This window comes from Nitrospirota bacterium (genome assembly GCA_015233895.1).
GTDB lineage: Bacteria > Nitrospirota > Thermodesulfovibrionia > Thermodesulfovibrionales > Magnetobacteriaceae > Magnetomonas.
Genome location: JADFXG010000048.1, coordinates 1 through 15,430 on the forward strand (window position 1 = coordinate 1; position 15,430 = coordinate 15,430).

15 protein-coding genes and 1 pseudogene are annotated in these 15,430 nt (G+C 40.3%); 4 read left to right on the forward strand and 12 right to left on the reverse strand.

Annotation, left to right across the window (positions count from 1 at the left end; genetic code table 11):
* Positions 1-297: 297 nt before the first annotated feature.
* Together HQK88_16720 and HQK88_16725 are read left to right on the forward strand one after the other, a co-directional pair.
* The gene (locus HQK88_16720; GenBank protein ID MBF0618444.1) at positions 298-624 is read left to right on the forward strand and encodes a hypothetical protein; all 327 of its coding nucleotides are present in this window, start codon (positions 298-300) and stop codon (positions 622-624) included.
* A 300-nt stretch (positions 625-924) separates the two neighbouring features.
* Entirely contained in the window at positions 925-1,230 is a 306-nt protein-coding gene (locus tag HQK88_16725; GenBank protein MBF0618445.1) for an antibiotic biosynthesis monooxygenase, read from the forward strand.
* Positions 1,231-1,528: 298 nt separating this feature from the next.
* On the opposite strand, the gene der is transcribed toward HQK88_16725, so the two are convergent.
* From der to HQK88_16765, 8 genes and pseudogenes are all read right to left on the reverse strand, one after another.
* Positions 1,529-2,839, reverse strand: a complete 1,311-nt coding sequence (der, locus tag HQK88_16730) for a ribosome biogenesis GTPase Der (protein ID MBF0618446.1) — start codon at positions 2,837-2,839, stop codon at positions 1,529-1,531.
* On the reverse strand, positions 2,839-3,300 hold the full coding sequence (locus HQK88_16735) for a RidA family protein (protein ID MBF0618447.1): 462 nt from the start codon (positions 3,298-3,300) through the stop codon (positions 2,839-2,841). Before HQK88_16735 ends, der begins: the two co-directional genes overlap by 1 nt.
* Before the next feature lie 254 nt (positions 3,301-3,554).
* Positions 3,555-3,893 carry a hypothetical protein gene (locus HQK88_16740; protein ID MBF0618448.1) on the reverse strand — a complete coding sequence of 113 codons (339 nt, stop codon included), beginning with the start codon at positions 3,891-3,893 and terminating at the stop codon, positions 3,555-3,557.
* Positions 3,874-4,283: pseudogene (locus HQK88_16745) on the reverse strand (HEPN domain-containing protein). The gene HQK88_16740 and the pseudogene HQK88_16745 overlap by 20 nt, the downstream one beginning before the upstream one ends.
* Positions 4,249-4,629: a nucleotidyltransferase domain-containing protein gene (locus tag HQK88_16750; GenBank protein ID MBF0618449.1), complete on the reverse strand. Its 381-nt coding sequence runs from the start codon at positions 4,627-4,629 to the stop codon at positions 4,249-4,251. Before HQK88_16750 ends, HQK88_16745 begins: the two are co-directional and overlap by 35 nt.
* A gap of 95 nt (positions 4,630-4,724) precedes the next feature.
* The gene (locus HQK88_16755; GenBank protein MBF0618450.1) at positions 4,725-6,491 is read right to left on the reverse strand and encodes a pentapeptide repeat-containing protein; all 1,767 of its coding nucleotides are present in this window, start codon (positions 6,489-6,491) and stop codon (positions 4,725-4,727) included.
* A 342-nt stretch (positions 6,492-6,833) separates the two neighbouring features.
* A complete protein-coding gene (gene leuC, locus HQK88_16760) occupies positions 6,834-8,099 on the reverse strand; it encodes a 3-isopropylmalate dehydratase large subunit (GenBank protein ID MBF0618451.1) in 1,266 nt (421 codons plus the stop codon).
* A gap of 105 nt (positions 8,100-8,204) precedes the next feature.
* A complete protein-coding gene (locus HQK88_16765) occupies positions 8,205-9,014 on the reverse strand; it encodes a hypothetical protein (GenBank protein MBF0618452.1) in 810 nt (269 codons plus the stop codon).
* 1 nt (position 9,015) lies between these two features.
* Here HQK88_16765 and HQK88_16770 point away from each other — a divergent pair, with 1 nt between their 5' ends.
* Positions 9,016-9,831 (forward strand): polysaccharide deacetylase family protein, encoded by an 816-nt coding sequence (locus HQK88_16770; protein ID MBF0618453.1) that lies wholly within the window; start codon positions 9,016-9,018, stop codon positions 9,829-9,831.
* 8 nt (positions 9,832-9,839) lie between these two features.
* On the forward strand, positions 9,840-10,934 hold the full coding sequence (locus tag HQK88_16775) for a glycosyltransferase family 4 protein (GenBank protein MBF0618454.1): 1,095 nt from the start codon (positions 9,840-9,842) through the stop codon (positions 10,932-10,934).
* Positions 10,935-11,486: 552 nt separating this feature from the next.
* Here the strand turns inward: HQK88_16775 and HQK88_16780 are convergent.
* The 4 genes from HQK88_16780 to HQK88_16795 all read right to left on the reverse strand — a co-directional run.
* Positions 11,487-11,714, reverse strand: coding sequence for a DUF433 domain-containing protein (locus HQK88_16780; protein MBF0618455.1), 228 nt, complete (start codon positions 11,712-11,714; stop codon positions 11,487-11,489).
* A gap of 167 nt (positions 11,715-11,881) precedes the next feature.
* On the reverse strand, positions 11,882-14,164 hold the full coding sequence (locus HQK88_16785) for an MtrB/PioB family outer membrane beta-barrel protein (GenBank protein MBF0618456.1): 2,283 nt from the start codon (positions 14,162-14,164) through the stop codon (positions 11,882-11,884).
* A gap of 10 nt (positions 14,165-14,174) precedes the next feature.
* Positions 14,175-15,206: a DmsE family decaheme c-type cytochrome gene (locus HQK88_16790; GenBank protein MBF0618457.1), complete on the reverse strand. Its 1,032-nt coding sequence runs from the start codon at positions 15,204-15,206 to the stop codon at positions 14,175-14,177.
* A 65-nt stretch (positions 15,207-15,271) separates the two neighbouring features.
* Positions 15,272-15,430: formylglycine-generating enzyme family protein (locus tag HQK88_16795; protein ID MBF0618458.1), on the reverse strand; the 159-nt coding region annotated here is incomplete at its 5' end.

Sequence of the window (15,430 nt, forward strand, 5' to 3'; positions counted from 1 at the left end):
TCTACACCACAACTGAATAACCATCGTCTTTATAATGGAGTTATTTTAACCTATTGTCCGATTATATTGTAACTATTGCACTTTATGAGAAAAATAACCCATAAGTATAAAACCCTTGTCAATAATATCCTTTCTCATGGACAACAACTCGAACCACCGTGCCTCCTTATTCTTTCTATGTTTATTTTAGCAGCCCCATAATAAATGACATATTGAAAATATTATTTTTTAAAAGATGTCAATAAACATTGAAAATTGACCCATCATCGGTGTAGAATTTTGATATAACAAATTTGTATGAATAAACGCATAAATATAAAAGATTTGTTCGTTGCCGTTGTGTTTTTATTGGCTTTTATATCAGGCATATTGGCAGATGCGTATATGCTTGATAAACTTAACATTATGAATAACATAACGGGGCGTGCTGGAATATTTATATTGGTTGGTGTTCCGATAATGCTTGCAGCTGGAATATGTATCCCATTAATTAAATTCCTAAAAATCAATACAGGCAACTTTACAACATTTCAGTACATAATTAATGTGCAGGGAAAATTGCTTGTGTTGTTTTTGATATTTGGTGTTATAGGACTTTTTCTTTATTTGTATTTTTTTTACTGAATTATCAAACACAAACGTCTAAAGAACGGCATCAGGCGGTTGTGGTTGTAAAATTAATGTCTAAATCGCCACAATTAAAAGGTTTAAATTACAGGGCTTTGAGCGGAACGTGTTTTTCTTTTTTTACGTGTGATTTTTTACAGAATGGTTTATTAAGAAGACTTTATCTTCTTCAGTTTAGATTTCATTGATGTTTTTAGGTGTTTTGTGATATGATAACCATCATATATCATCACTTTATAGCTATTATTCGATAAACATTCTACAACTATTTGTAAGCAGACTAAGGAGAAGAATTCTATGGGAAACGATGAAATAGTCGTCGTAGCGTACGTGAGCGCAAAAGCCGGCCTGGAGGACGAGGTAAAGGAAGAGCTTCTGGCACTTATTGAGCCAACGAGGAAAGAAGACGGGTGCATAGGGTACTATCTCCACCATGACGTGGAAAGCAAAGGGCGATTCATGTTTTACGAAATCTGGCGTAGCATGGAAGACATTAATGCGCACTTTCAGACCCCCCACGTCACAAACATCGTGGGGAAATCCGATCGGCTTTTAGATGAACCGATAAAAATAACAATGTGGAAAAAGCTTGATAAACACTAAGGCACCAGGCACGAATAACTTGCTCATTTAGCAACTCAACTTTCGCAGTAAGATAACATAAATATAGCAAGAGATATTTTTATTACAAAGGATCCTATAAGTATGAAAGTGTGTTAGTATGAAACTTATAGTGTGTAAAACCATAGATCGAAACTCCTGCAAACGATTTTAAGGCTTTATATGCAGAAGGTAATGTGTTTTATCTTTAAGACATATACTACATTTTAAAGGGTTTTGAGCAACATGAACACAGACCAGAACTGATGTCGGCTTTACTGTAAACTATTTCCCCCGCTCTTTATCGGCTTTTGCTTCTTACATAAATCTTTATCGGAGTCCCTTTAAACGGATACTCTTTTCGTATCATACCCTCTATGTAACGTATGTGATGGTCTCTGACAGCCTCCTTGTAGTTTACAAAGATTGTAAACTGGGGAGGATTTATATCAACCTGAGTCATGTAAAACACACGGGTCTGCTTACCCTTATGAAGTGGCAGCGCACGGTTTATCATCTCCGAAAGATTGTTTAACAGCCCCGTTGTTACTCTCAGTGTCCGCTGTTCCATGACCTCATCAATAATTGGAAACACCTTGGTTATTCGCTGTTTATTTATACCGGATGTAGTTAAAACTGATGCATATTTGGCAAAATTTAACTCTCGTTCAATTAGGTCCTGAAATTCGTGGAATGCCTTTTCTGGCTCTTCTAAAAGATCCCACTTGTTTACCAAAATAATCATTCCTTTTCCAGCTTTGTCTATGAGGCTTGCAATCTTTTTGTCCTGCTCGACAACCCCTGCTGTGGCATCAATTACTAAGATTACCACATCCGCCCTCTCTATGCTCCGTATTGCGCGTATTGAGGAAAACCTCTCTACGTCATAAGTTATCCGGTTTTTCTTTCTAAGCCCTGCCGTATCTACCAGCATATACTTACGCCCATAGAAACTGCACAGACTGTCCACAGAGTCGCGGGTTGTGCCGCTAACGGCACTTACTATCATCTTCTCTTTTCCCAGCAGAGCATTTACAAGGGTTGATTTGCCAACGTTTGGCCGCCCAACTATTGCCACCCTCGGATAATCCGACGGCGGCTCTTCATAATAGGACTCCGGCTTAAAACGGCTTATGACTTCATCCATGTACTCATCAAAGTTAAAAGCGTGCTCGCCGGAAACCGGTATAACTGAAGCCCCAAGCGGATAGAAATCCGGTATTCGTCCGGTATTTTTAGGGCTGTCTATTTTATTAACAACCCAGATAATCTCCTTGTTGTATTTTCTGATGACTGAGGCAAGCTCTAAATCTCCTGGCGTAAGCCCATCCTTGCCGTCAAGAACCTGAACAATTACATCGGCCTCCTCAAGGCCAATCAGAGCGTGATCCCTGACCATGGTCAAAAGTTCGTCCTCATCACCTATAATGAACCCGCCGGTATCAATAACCGCAAACTTTCTGCCCTCCCACTCTGCCTCTCCGTATATTCTGTCCCGCGTTACGCCGGGCTCATCTTTGACGATAGCGGTGCGGCTTTTGGTCATCCGGTTAAAGATGGTAGATTTCCCCACGTTTTGCCTGCCGGCTAATACTACAATTGGTTTAGGCATTATGAGGCCACTTCAAATATAAAATCTATTTCTACCGGTGAATTAAGGGGAAGTGAGACGGCGCCGACAGCAGCCCGTGCATGCAGCCCGTTTTCTCCCAAAATCTGAAACAGTAAATCCGATGCCCCATTTATCACCTCAGGATGTCTGTAAAAATCCTCCCCGCATGATACAAAACCTGTCACTTTTACACACCTCCTGATTTTATCCAAACTACCGATTGCATCTTTGACAATGGCAAGGGCATTTAGCACAACCGTAGCGGCATCCTCTTTACCATCTTCAATGGTTATTTCGCGCCCTACCCTGCCGACTCTCGTAAGTTTCCCGTCTCTGAATGGGAGCACTCCGCTTAAAAATAGCAGATTTCCGGCCGCCACACAAGTTACGTAGGAGGCCACTGGTTTTGGAGCCTGTGGGAGAGTTAATCCCATAGATGAAATCCGTGCTTCAACACTCATAGTTTGTTGACGTATTATAACATTAAGTACTGTGTATAAGAAATAGATAAGGAAATAGGTAAGGGAAAGTAGTAAGAGAGGGCGCTGCCCGCTAAACAGACGAGAAGATTAAAAGATTTATTAAATCTATTTTTACTATCCATTTTGAATTCTCTTCTCTGTCTGAAAAGGCACTAACCTTTGTAGCTAACAAGCTTTTCTTACAGCTTGATGAAAGAGAGTCGTAATTGACTGCCAGTGAAAGAGGTGTGGAATTAGTCCGGATAGCTGCCATAATCTATACGTATTCCGCAATCGCTACAGTTTATAAACTCCTCTCCTTCGCACTTGACATAGATAATCAGCCCGCAACTGCCGCATACGACACGTAATCCGTCTTTATCTCTTATAACAGCCGAGGTTATATGATTCCCTCTGATAGCAATTATAGAGACTGGGTACCGACGTATATTAAGCGGTTGTCCGCAGTGATTACACATATGCTCGTCCGTGTCAAAGGATATGACGTTATCGCTCTGGCAGTTAGAACACACGGTATGATAGTTATCGTCAAGGCCATACCTCAGATAGTATTTATATACGTTTAAATCCATGCTCCTTCTCCAAATTATCATCAACCCATTTTAGAACCATTTCCGCAATTTTAATGCATCCTCATACATATCTTTATCAACCTGCATATAATCACCAGGATACCGTGTTTCAACAGCATAGTTTGTTAAAAGTTTTGCTCTGTGTAGTTTTTGTGGGAGTTTTATATTTACCGTATCAAGCAAGTCAATAAGGTAGGATATGTCGTGAGCCCTGTTAAAATTTATTTCGTTTATGACACACACAGCTTTCAAAGCCTTTTCAACAGCCTGTTGTGCATCAAAGCAAATATCCTCGTATAGTATTTCATCAGAAACCTTACCAAGGCGGGCACGGGCAAGGTTACTTTTCGCTCTTTTAAGCCATTCCCTTGCTTTCAGGATATTTTTCATAGATAACCTTCCCATTTTTATCTGCCTCGTAGTAAATCATGTACGGGTCGTCTTTAAGCTCAGCAAATCTGTCAAGGTCTAATGCTAAAACATCAACAGGAGCACCAATATTTTTAAAATGCAGATATATATTTTGCACTAATTTTCTCTGGTTCTTTAGATTCTTTTTTAAAACGAGAAGGTCATAATCACTACCGGTGTTTTGTGTGCCTGTGGCATAAGAACCAAAGAGGATTATCTTGTCAGGTTTTGCTACCTGAACAATTGTCCTTATAGCATTTGCAAGCGGTGAGGGAATCCCCGCACTACTTACCATCCTATCAGTTTTGTCTAACTCTTTAATCATTTCAAAATACCACACTCTCAATCCTGATTTAGTATAACAGTTCGGAATCAAAATGACACATTGAATATCAACGATAAATTTGGAACAAATCTCTATTACTGTCGTTCCTTACCAACTTTCTGTAAAACTGCGGGACAGTTCTTTTCCATATATTTTTTAATTTCATCAGCATCGGTTCTATTGTCTTTGATATTAATATAATCTGAATTTCTCAAAACCGCTTTTGCCATTTCAAGGCTTTCACAAGCCATCCAGCTACTCACATTAATAAACTCGGTTAAATTGTTGTTATTTTCTAATAATGTAACCAGTTCGTTTTTGGCTTTTTCGTCAAACTTTCTACATCTTTTTTTTGCGGACTTTATAATGTGCTTAATATTTACAAAAGCTGAGCTACGTTCTATTTTTGTCAGATTATCATAATCTAAATTGTTTTTCATGTTTATACTACTAATGTTGTCATAATTTATGCCATGAAGTGTAGCTTTTGTCAAATCTGCACATTTTAGCGAAGCCCCCTGTAAATAAGCCCCACTCAAGTTAGCATTGCTTAAATCAGCCCCTTGTAAGTTAGCATACCCCAAAGAGGCTCCACTCAAGTTAGCATTGCTTAAATCAGCCCCTTGTAAGTTAGCATACCCCAAATAGGCTCCACTCAAGTTATCTTCGCTTAAATTAGCCACTTGTAAGTTAGCAGGCCGTGATTCATCCATCCCATTATACCCGAAAAAAGCCCCTTGCAAGTCAGCTTTCGGTAAAAAAGCCCCTTGTAAGTTAGCATACCCGAAATAAGCCTCCTGTAAATCAGCAGATATTAAAACAGCCCCCTGTAAATCAGCATACCATAAAAGAGCACCCCGTAAACTGGTTGGTATATGATCTAAATCTCTATCAAACTTTGCACCCTGAAGGTTGGCTTCAAAAAAATTTGCTTTATCTAATTTAACTCCTCTTAAATCAGCATTTAAAAAGACAGCTTTATAAAACTTGCCAAACCTCAAGTCCCTTTCTTTTAAGTCAATCCCTTTTGAATAATCACGTTCGGCGTCCTCTTTAGTTTTATTGTCGGAAAGGTAACGCGCAATAATTATATCACTTACTTCTTTAAGAAGAAATTTTTCTTCAGGTACTTTAAGATTTCGGTGAATTACATCGGTTATTGTAATGTTACCGAGAGTACGATTATTAAGTATCTCTGGTTTTATTATATACGGTAACCATCTGAATATAAACGGAAATGTTTCATAGTTTGTTTCAGGAATTTTAAGGACTGTCCAAGAGCCAAATGGCGTAACAATTATCAAAAAATAAACAAGTATTTTTTTAGAGAAATTCCAAAGCGTCTTTAAGCTGAACCAATCGTATTTATTAAACTGGTTATCAACAATAATAAGAATTGTAAGAAAGACTAACGACATTAGAGAATCTAACGTTGTAACCCAATGATGAACACCGGTTATGAAGTAACTGTGGTAAGGCAAAAACCGTAAATTAACCCAAACCAAAACGACAAGAGGCGCGATGTAGTACAAAAAATAAAGAATAAAAGTTAAGAGGACGTTTACAATAAAATTGCCGCTTTTCTTTATTTTAAAGTTAAAAATAAAAGGATGTAAATGTTCATTCATACCTTGTGAGTTTTCCGCCCATAAATAAACTTTATCTGTGTGAAAGTAGAGATTTAAAAATATATTCAGGTGCAAAATCCAGATGATAAGCGGAGTGATGGAATAAAAAGTCTTAACCGGAACATCAGCGCTGAGAATTGGCAGCTTTACGGTGCTATCGGGCATAACAAGCATCCTGTCAGCTGTTCCAACAACAATTACAAGAACATACGCAAGGAAGCCTATAAAAATCATCAGAAGGTGTCTGTTGTAAGACGATGATTTATCGAGAGCTTCTTTCAGGATTTTCTTCTCTTCAGCCTTAGATGAGAACGAACTACTCCCCACTCCCAATCTAAAACCTACGGAGTCGGTCTTTAAATTCCGCCTGAAAAAAGCGCCATGCAACCGTTTTTTAAGTTTGTCTGTTAAGCCCAATTAAGGCACTCCAATATCTTCTACATAACACACTCCATACCGAGCTGCAGTCAGAAGCATAACGAGGCGACAAGGAGAAAGCGACGTAGGCGTACTTTCAGTACGTTGAGGAGCTTTTGACGAAGCCAACAAAGTTAGGCAAATGAATGCGGCTTGGTATCATAATCCAAGCTCCTCAGGCAGTCCTATCCGACCCAACACAGCGGAAGCCGCAGCTACGGCAGGATTTGAAAGATACACCTCGGATTCGGTGTGTCCCATACGTCCGACAAAGTTTCTGTTTGTGGTGGCAATTGCACGCTCCCCTTTTGCCAGTATCCCCATGTATCCGCCCAAACATGGGCCACAGGTGGGGGTTGAGACCACCGCCTCAGCATCTATAAATATTTCAAGGAGTCCCTCTTTCATTGCACTTTTGTAAATCTCCTGGGTTGCCGGAATCACTATCATTCTGATATTTGGATTAACCCTGCGTCCCTTTATGACAGAAGCTGCCTCGCGTAAATCCTCCAGACGTCCGTTTGTGCATGAGCCCACTACAACCTGGTCAATGCTGATATTGGTAAGCTCCTTAGCTGGTTTTGTGTTTGAGGGAAGATGAGGACATGCGACAGTTGGCTCAATCTTTGAGCAGTCATATTCTTTAACTGCAGCATACTTAGCGTCCTTATCAGATGTGTAAAAGCGAAACTCTCTCTTTGCTCTCTTTGTAACGTATTCTTTAGTTATGTCATCAGGGACAACTATACCGCTCTTTCCTCCGGCCTCAATTGCCATATTACACATGGTAAGCCTGCCGTGCATAGGGAGAGCTCTGATAACCTCACCCTCAAACTCCATTGCACAATAAAGTGCACCATCAACTCCGATGTCTCCAATCGTGTAGAGTATCAAATCCTTACCACCAACCCATTTGTTGAGTTTGCCGTGATAGATAAATTTCATACTCTCCGGCACCTTAAACCACAGGTATCCGGTAGCCATAGCGGATGCAACATCGGTAGAGCCGACACCGGTTGAAAACGCCCCAAGCGCCCCATATGTGCATGTGTGGCTGTCGGCTCCAATTATAACATCTCCCGGCAACACCAGCCCTTGCTCAGGCAAAAGCGCATGTTCCACACCCATCCGTCCTACTTCAAAATAGAGACTAAGCTCCTGCTCAGAGGAAAACTCCCTCAGAAGTTTGCACTGCTCAGCAGCCTTAATATCCTTCTGTGGAACGAAGTGATCAGGAATCAGTGCAACTTTGTTTTTATCGAAAACAGTTTTAGCTCCTATTTTCATAAACTCTTTTATCGCAATCGGAGCCGTTATATCATTAGCAAGGATAAGGTCAAGTTCGGCATTTATAAGCTCTCCGGGTGACACAGCCTCTTTCCCAGCATGAGCAGCAAGTATCTTTTCTGTTATAGTCATTGACATTAAAATAATCCTCCGTCTTATAGTTTGTTGATGTATTGTAGCATGAAGCCCAAAATATAAGGAATAGATAAGGGCAGGGCAGCGCCATTTCCCCAGCTTATTTCCCTACGGCATTGTTTTTGATTTATCCTTAACTTTTCGCCATTTGTACCATATGATTTCATTACTCCCTGAGGGATAAATCATGCGTTTCACCTTGCGATATGGCTGCCCAAACAGCATATTGTACCACTTATTAAACCCTGTACGTTTTGTAAACGAAAGTTCCTCCGGCGTTATGAGATCAGGCCGAAAACGCTTCTTATGCTTATACAAATGGTAAATGTCCTCTCGAATGAGTTTATTAAAAATCCAGTCAATAACCCTGCCAACTAAAAACCACTTTATAGGCTTAAAATATATGCTGACCTGAAAATCTATAAGATAGGGTTTGTTATCAGTACCAACAATTATATTGCCAAGTTTGTTTAAATCAAGATAGAAGATTCTTCTTCTGTGGACTTCATCAATTATCTCTTTTAGATTATTGAAAAAATCGTCAGGTAAAATCCCCTTATACTCATGCAGGGTTATGCCCTCAACAAAAAAGTGAAAATACCCGCGTTTGCCAAATCGTGGGCCAAGCGCTGGCACTCCGCTAATATCTTTGACTTTTTCATAAATCCTGTACTCACGCCTTGAGAAAAACTGAGCCAGCGGCCTTAAGAAAACTCCAAAGATAAACCTGAAATCAGATAGTTTAATGACATACCGCCGCCCGCTTTCACTTTTATAGAGGACATTTACAGAAAAGAAATCATCCTTGAGAATTTTTTCATAAAAAAACTCTTCGCCACCTATCGTTATACTTTCCGGAGTCTCTCTCATACCTAAGAGGTATATTACAATTTTTAGCCCTTTATAGTAAAATACCATAGTGCCGGCAATACCGATATTAATGTACCATCATGTCAACGTTCTTAAAGAAAACGCTGAAAAAGGCAGCGCCTTTATCACTGTGGATGTAAACACGTTTAAAAAACAAATGTCTTTTCTTAAAAATAACGGTTATACAACTTTAACAACATCAGATTTTTTGGAAATCATAAAAACCGGCAAAATGCCTTCAAAACCAGTGATGATAACCTTTGATGACGGATGGCTTGATAACTGGGTTTATGCCTATCCGATATTAAAATCATTGCAACTAAAGGCGGTTTTTTTTGTTATAACAGGTCACATTGGAGCAGCAGGATTACGAAAACGCATGGATGAGGGGTTTACCGACTCTCTTCCTACCCACAGCCAGTGTAAAGCAACGCTTGAAACTAACAGCACAGAGGTAATGATGTCCTGGGATGAACTTTTGGCAATGGAACAGTCGGGGCTGATAGATGTTCAATCACACACTCACACACATAACAAATGGGACGCCAAATCGTATAAAAAATCCGATATGCTAAACCACCTGTACAATGACATTACATCCTCAAAGGCAGCTATTGAGGAACGTTTAAGCAAAAACTGTACAGCTTTGTGCTGGCCCTGGGGAATATACACTAAAGAATACATAAAGGCAGCACAAAAGGCCGGATTTAACGTTCTTTTTACCACTGAAAAGGGTACCAGCACCGACACACTCAGGCTTAAACGCATTCCAATTGGAAACATAGGGATATTAAATTTCAAGAAAAAACTATTTATTAACTCTCACTCTGCTCTAAGCAGCCTGTATTATAAAATACTAAAATAATCACCGTTATGAGAATACTTCACACCGAATGGTCAGATGACCTTGGAGGGCAGGAAAAACGAGTTCTTGCCGAAGCCATTGGAATGCAAAATCGAGGGCACCATGTTGTCATTGCCTGCCGAGAGCATGCCAAACTACTCCCTGAGGCGCAAAAGTGCGGCATAGAGTGTATCACACTGCCATTTAGCTCTTCTTTTGATATTGTCACAATGATTAAACTGTACCGTTATATAAAGGCCATGAAATTTGACATTGTTAACACTCATAGCGGAAAAGACTCCTGGGTAGGAGGCATTGCAGCAAGATTAGCCGGAGTACCAGCTCTTGTCAGAACCAGACACATCAATATCCCATTGAAAAGAAACCTGTTAAACTTCATCCACTACCTGCCACAGTCGTTTATAACATGTGGGGACACTATGAGAGAAAACCTTGTTAAAAATTGCGGGTTTCCTGAAAACAAGGTAGTAAGCATTCCTACCGGTGTAGAAGAGCGTTTTTTTAACGTAGTGCGCACTCCGGAACTTAAAAAATCTCTTTTTAATCTACCCACCGATTCCATCGTTATATCTAATGTCGGAGTATTAAGGGGCGTAAAAGGACATGAGGTCACTCTCAATGCAGTAAAAAGAGTGGTCACAGAGATTCCACAGGCCGTGTTTCTTTTTGCCGGAGACGGCCCTAAAAAAAATTCGCTCTTAAAACTATCCTCAGAGTTAGGAATAACCAAACATGTAGTCTTTGCCGGTTATATAAAAGATGTAACCACAGTGTTTGCGATAAGCAATGTATCGGTGCTTTCATCCCACTCAGAGGGCATCCCTCAGAGCATTTTACAGTCTATGGCGGCAGGAGTGCCGGTTGCGGCAACAGGAGTGGGCGGAGTGCCAGAGGTTATAGAAGATGAAAAAACAGGACTTTTGATTCCTCCAAATGACCACGATGCACTTTCAGCAGCAATTATTAGATTAATAAATAATCCCGCACTGTATAACAGCCTGATTTCTAATGCAAAAGAATTTGTCTTAAAAAATCATTCCATAGAGGTAATGCTCGATAAAACCGAATCGTTATATAGTGCGCTGATGTGTAATACTCTATAGCAGTTGAAACAAAAACATTACTAACCTTTACCTGACATTTTTATTCGCACGCAATCAGGTGTTATAATGACAAGGTTTTCAAATAATACCAAGTTGCGCTCAAAAGAGGAGATTGCTACACCCCCTTCGGGGGTTCGCAATGACGGCGTGGGAATGTACATGAGCATCCCTATCTGTCATTAAGAGGAGCGTAGCGACGTCGTAATCTCATCTTTTACTATGACATTTAGTTCTGTATATGAACGCTACTTGAGACCGTTGCAAAATTCTCAAAAATGTCTTTATAGTTAACTCAGCTAATAAAAAACTGGATTCCTGCCTTCGCAGGAATGACAGAAAAAGAACCCTTCCCTCCTTTGTCATCCCGCACTTGTTGCGGGATCCAGTCCTTTTCTCTACATCCATAAAAGTAATTAAGCCATCTATCGGAGTTAAATCAATAATCAATTATATTATTTTTGCAACGGTCTCTACTTGGGATAAGAACATCATTACAGAGACTCTCAAGGTAATTGACTATAGGTGCAAAGAGATTTTCATCTGCAATTATCTTCAAGCAATAATTCCAACCTCTTCATCAGCAAGCATGGATGCGTAGTTAAGGCATTCCATTATATCCTCGTCTTCTATGTTGGGATATGCTTTTTTAATATCTTCAAAACTCTCTCTTGATGAAAGAAGGTCAAGAATCATATGCACTGGAATTCTTGTTCCACTTATACAGGGTTTACCGCTGCATATTTTAGGGTCGCTCTTAACTCTTTCGATTATTTTGCCCATATATCGCATACCTCCTCAGCCATAACATATTAGAAGAACTCCAATATAATAATATAACAAATAAATCGTAATCATTTCTTAATGAAATAAAAAGCTGCATGTTAACAAAAAAAGAACGAGAGAGCTATGCTCTCTCGTTCTTTTTGTTATTTATTGCGATGTTCTAACTATTTAAAACTGTACTTCAGTGTCAGGAATGCTAAACTTGCATTGTATGACGGATCTGAGTATGCACCTGAAAGGTAATTTACATTACCGGCGTTATCAGTTATTGTGTATGTGGATGGGTAGTTGTTGTAACCATAGTCGTCATAGGCGTAGTGCTGGTATGCGTATCCAGCTGACACCGAGAAGTTATGAGTAACATTCCACATTACTTTAGCCAATATCGTGTTCAGTCTATAGACGTCAATGTTTGGAATGTCTATATTGCTATTGTTCTGTGAGGGAAGTATGGTTGTAGCAGTGCCTGTTGGGCTACCCAGGGTATTAAGAGCTGCCTGGTTTAATATCGTGAAATCACCGCTTCCGTCAGATCTCACTGAATCATACTGAACTCTCAGTGTCACTTTTTTAGGAATCATATAGATATCGATTCCTGCACCATAATCCAGGCTTTTGTCCCTATATGTTAGATCCCAGTTATAGTTAGTTGCGTTTTGGGTTGCACCGCTAGGATCATCATTTCCAGTTCCGCTGGAGGTGCGCATAAACTGATAGGTTTTAAGATCTTCTAAAGCAAGATAACCATTCAGCTTTACGTACTTGCCAATTGCATAGCTGGCATCAACATAATACTCATTGGTTGTGCTGTTTCTTAAACCAATTACAGTATCAACATATGCTGATCTTTTATAGTTGTAGCCAAGCCCTATGTCCAATGTTTCGATAGGGAAAATATCTACGCCTATTTTGAGCTTATCCCTGTTCTGTGATCCGGTGTCAAATTCGTTCTTGTAAATTGCATATCTGTCTGTTGCTGTAGATATATCGGAGTTATTTGAACCATCTCTGTTCATTCTCTCATACGCTATCTTAGCAGACATGAAATCAACCCCTGCCCACTTCAAGCCAACATTCCAAATATTGTCAACTGTCTTGGGAATGTCGTATGCCATATGGCCACCATTCAAAGCAATAGAATTGTGGGTGTTGACATAATTAAAACCACCGAAGAGTACAAAATGAGCTGGCAGTTTGTATGAAAGATCCACTCCGAAATCGCCCTTGGTATAATTGACCGGAATATAATTATTTGTATTTCCAGTGTTTGAGGTTACTGATGGGTCATTAGATTTATTTTCCAGGGAGCGATATCTGTAGAAAATGTTGCCATCGAGAGCTGCAATAGGGTTAGTGTTCAGAACAAAATTATAGTTCTCGGTATCTACCTTACCATGCCACGTATTGTCCCCATTGGCGTAAGTATAGGTGTATGAGGGGTTGCGAACTGTGTTAGTCTGGCCAATCAGAGAGGAGGTTAAGTAGGTTGCATCAGACGTTGTCTCACCACCATTTATGTTTACACTAAATCTGCTGTTAAATGGAAGTGCGGCTGACCCTTTGAAACCGTAGTTATAGTTCTGATTACTCGGCGGCAGTGTCATGGTGTCAGTTTGCCCAACTCTGTTTGGTATAGAGCTGCTTCCAGCATATATATTCTGGAAGTAAAGGTTTTCGTTGCTATTAGTGAAATCGGTGTAAGTAACATATGCTGATGCAAAAATAGGCTTTGTTATGTACCCTATCTCACCCCTTAAAACATCCGTTACGTAATCAATCGGCTGAGGAAATTCAGTAACCGGACCGCTTGAACCATTGCTATTGGTTGCGGAAAGTGGTCTGGTTCCATTCCTTGACTCTCTGCTTGCACCAAACTCCATGTAAAAAGGTTTGAGAGCGTCCAATCTTATTGCACCGCCCTCTTGCTGCCTGTCTATTGTGTAGTCTAAGGAGTTCCATCTTGTTGCCGGAGTGGTTGCATAACCGGTCATTGTGGTCAGGTTGTTTGACCCTGCACCATTATATATGGTTTTGTCATTTAATGAGTAGTTATGGAGCATTTCTTTATACTCCAAATTATACTTGACTATCCCATATATTCCACCATCTAGTTTGTAATGCTGAGTGTCGTAGCCGATATCCTCAGCTTTAAGGTAAAACCAGTATTTATCGTCGTCGTATTTCAGTTTGACGCTGCCCAAAAAATAGTTTTCCTTATTGTCTCTGTATTCGTTGTATTTCGATGGATTGCCTGTTAAGCCTACCGTCTGTCCCGTCATGGTTATTTCACCGGACAAATTAGGTATCTTCAAAACAGGTTCTCTGCCGCTGCTGGCACTGCTGCTTCCATCCGTTGAGTCTTCTGCAAAAGCCAAACAGAACGGCAGGAGTATTAAAAAGATTGCGAGTACTGCTATCTTTGCTTTCATTGGTATCCCTTTTATCATTTTTATCCCCCTATCTAATGAATCTTTGGCCATAAATTCCAGGACCATTGCTTCCATGAAGATTAATATGACAGTTCACACATGCCCTGAGAGTGGTTTTAATCATGGTTGAATAGTTTCCTATCGTAGTCTTACCAAATGTGGCCGTTTCGTTATAAGTTGCATTACCATGACCGGTACCCTGGTGGCAATCTTTACAAAGTTCTGGCACACGCATGACGAGAAGCCGTGAATGATTGCTGCCGTGAGGTGAGTGGCATGTCACGCAATTCTCTGCTACTGGGGGATGTTCCCACATAAACGGACCTCTTTTTTCAGCATGGCACTTGTAACACAGATCGTTGACAGATTCCGCTTTAAGCATCTTAGCATTTAACTCACCGTGAGGATCGTGGCAATCGTTACACAGAACCTTGCCTTCTATTATAGGATGGTGAGACTGCTTATTTGCCTGTACTCTGATGTCTTTATGGCAATCAAAGCAAAGGTCTGGCTGAGTTTTCTTTAAAAACTTATCGTTTTTACCTATCATAATCAGATGGCAAGAATCGCAGGAAACACCAGATGCCGCTGCACTATGTTTGCTGTTACTCCAAAATACCTGTGCCTTGTTCTCCTGATGACATTCCAGACACTTTGCGCTCTTTTCTTTTGGATCAACCTTTTTGCCAAAGTTAAATATATCTACGCCTCTACCACCGCCTTTTTCAACGTGTTTGGCGCCAGGACCATGGCAGGTTTCACATGCATCCTTAGAACCAGGACCCTTTACATGCGGCTTTGAGTGGACAGACGCTTTATACGCTTCATAACTTTCAGGGTGACAGCCCTTACATGTTTCGGCTCCTACGTAACCTTCTTTCATGCTAGCTTCTTTTGCTGCCATAGCTGCCCTGTTTTCCGCATCTTTCTTTTCGGCAGCCGCTTTCTTTTCTGCTGCCTCTTTGGCTGTCACGTCCTTGTCATCGGCAAACGACGATGAAACATTTACCAAGAGAAAGACGACAAGGATTAAAAATGGAATTATATATCTTTTGCTCATTTATTACCTCCTGGAGTATCTATTAATCACTATACTAAATTCCGATTTTATGCTAATTTTCAAAATTATTTCACCATCACAAGACGAAAACCAAGTGAACGATGGCCAAAAGATGGACTAAGCCCTACTCTATGTGAGCTTCTGATTCCTAGCGGCCCGTTGCTCCAACCGCCGCCACGCTCAACACGATACTCACCTACGCCTTCATATATAGGATTACTTTT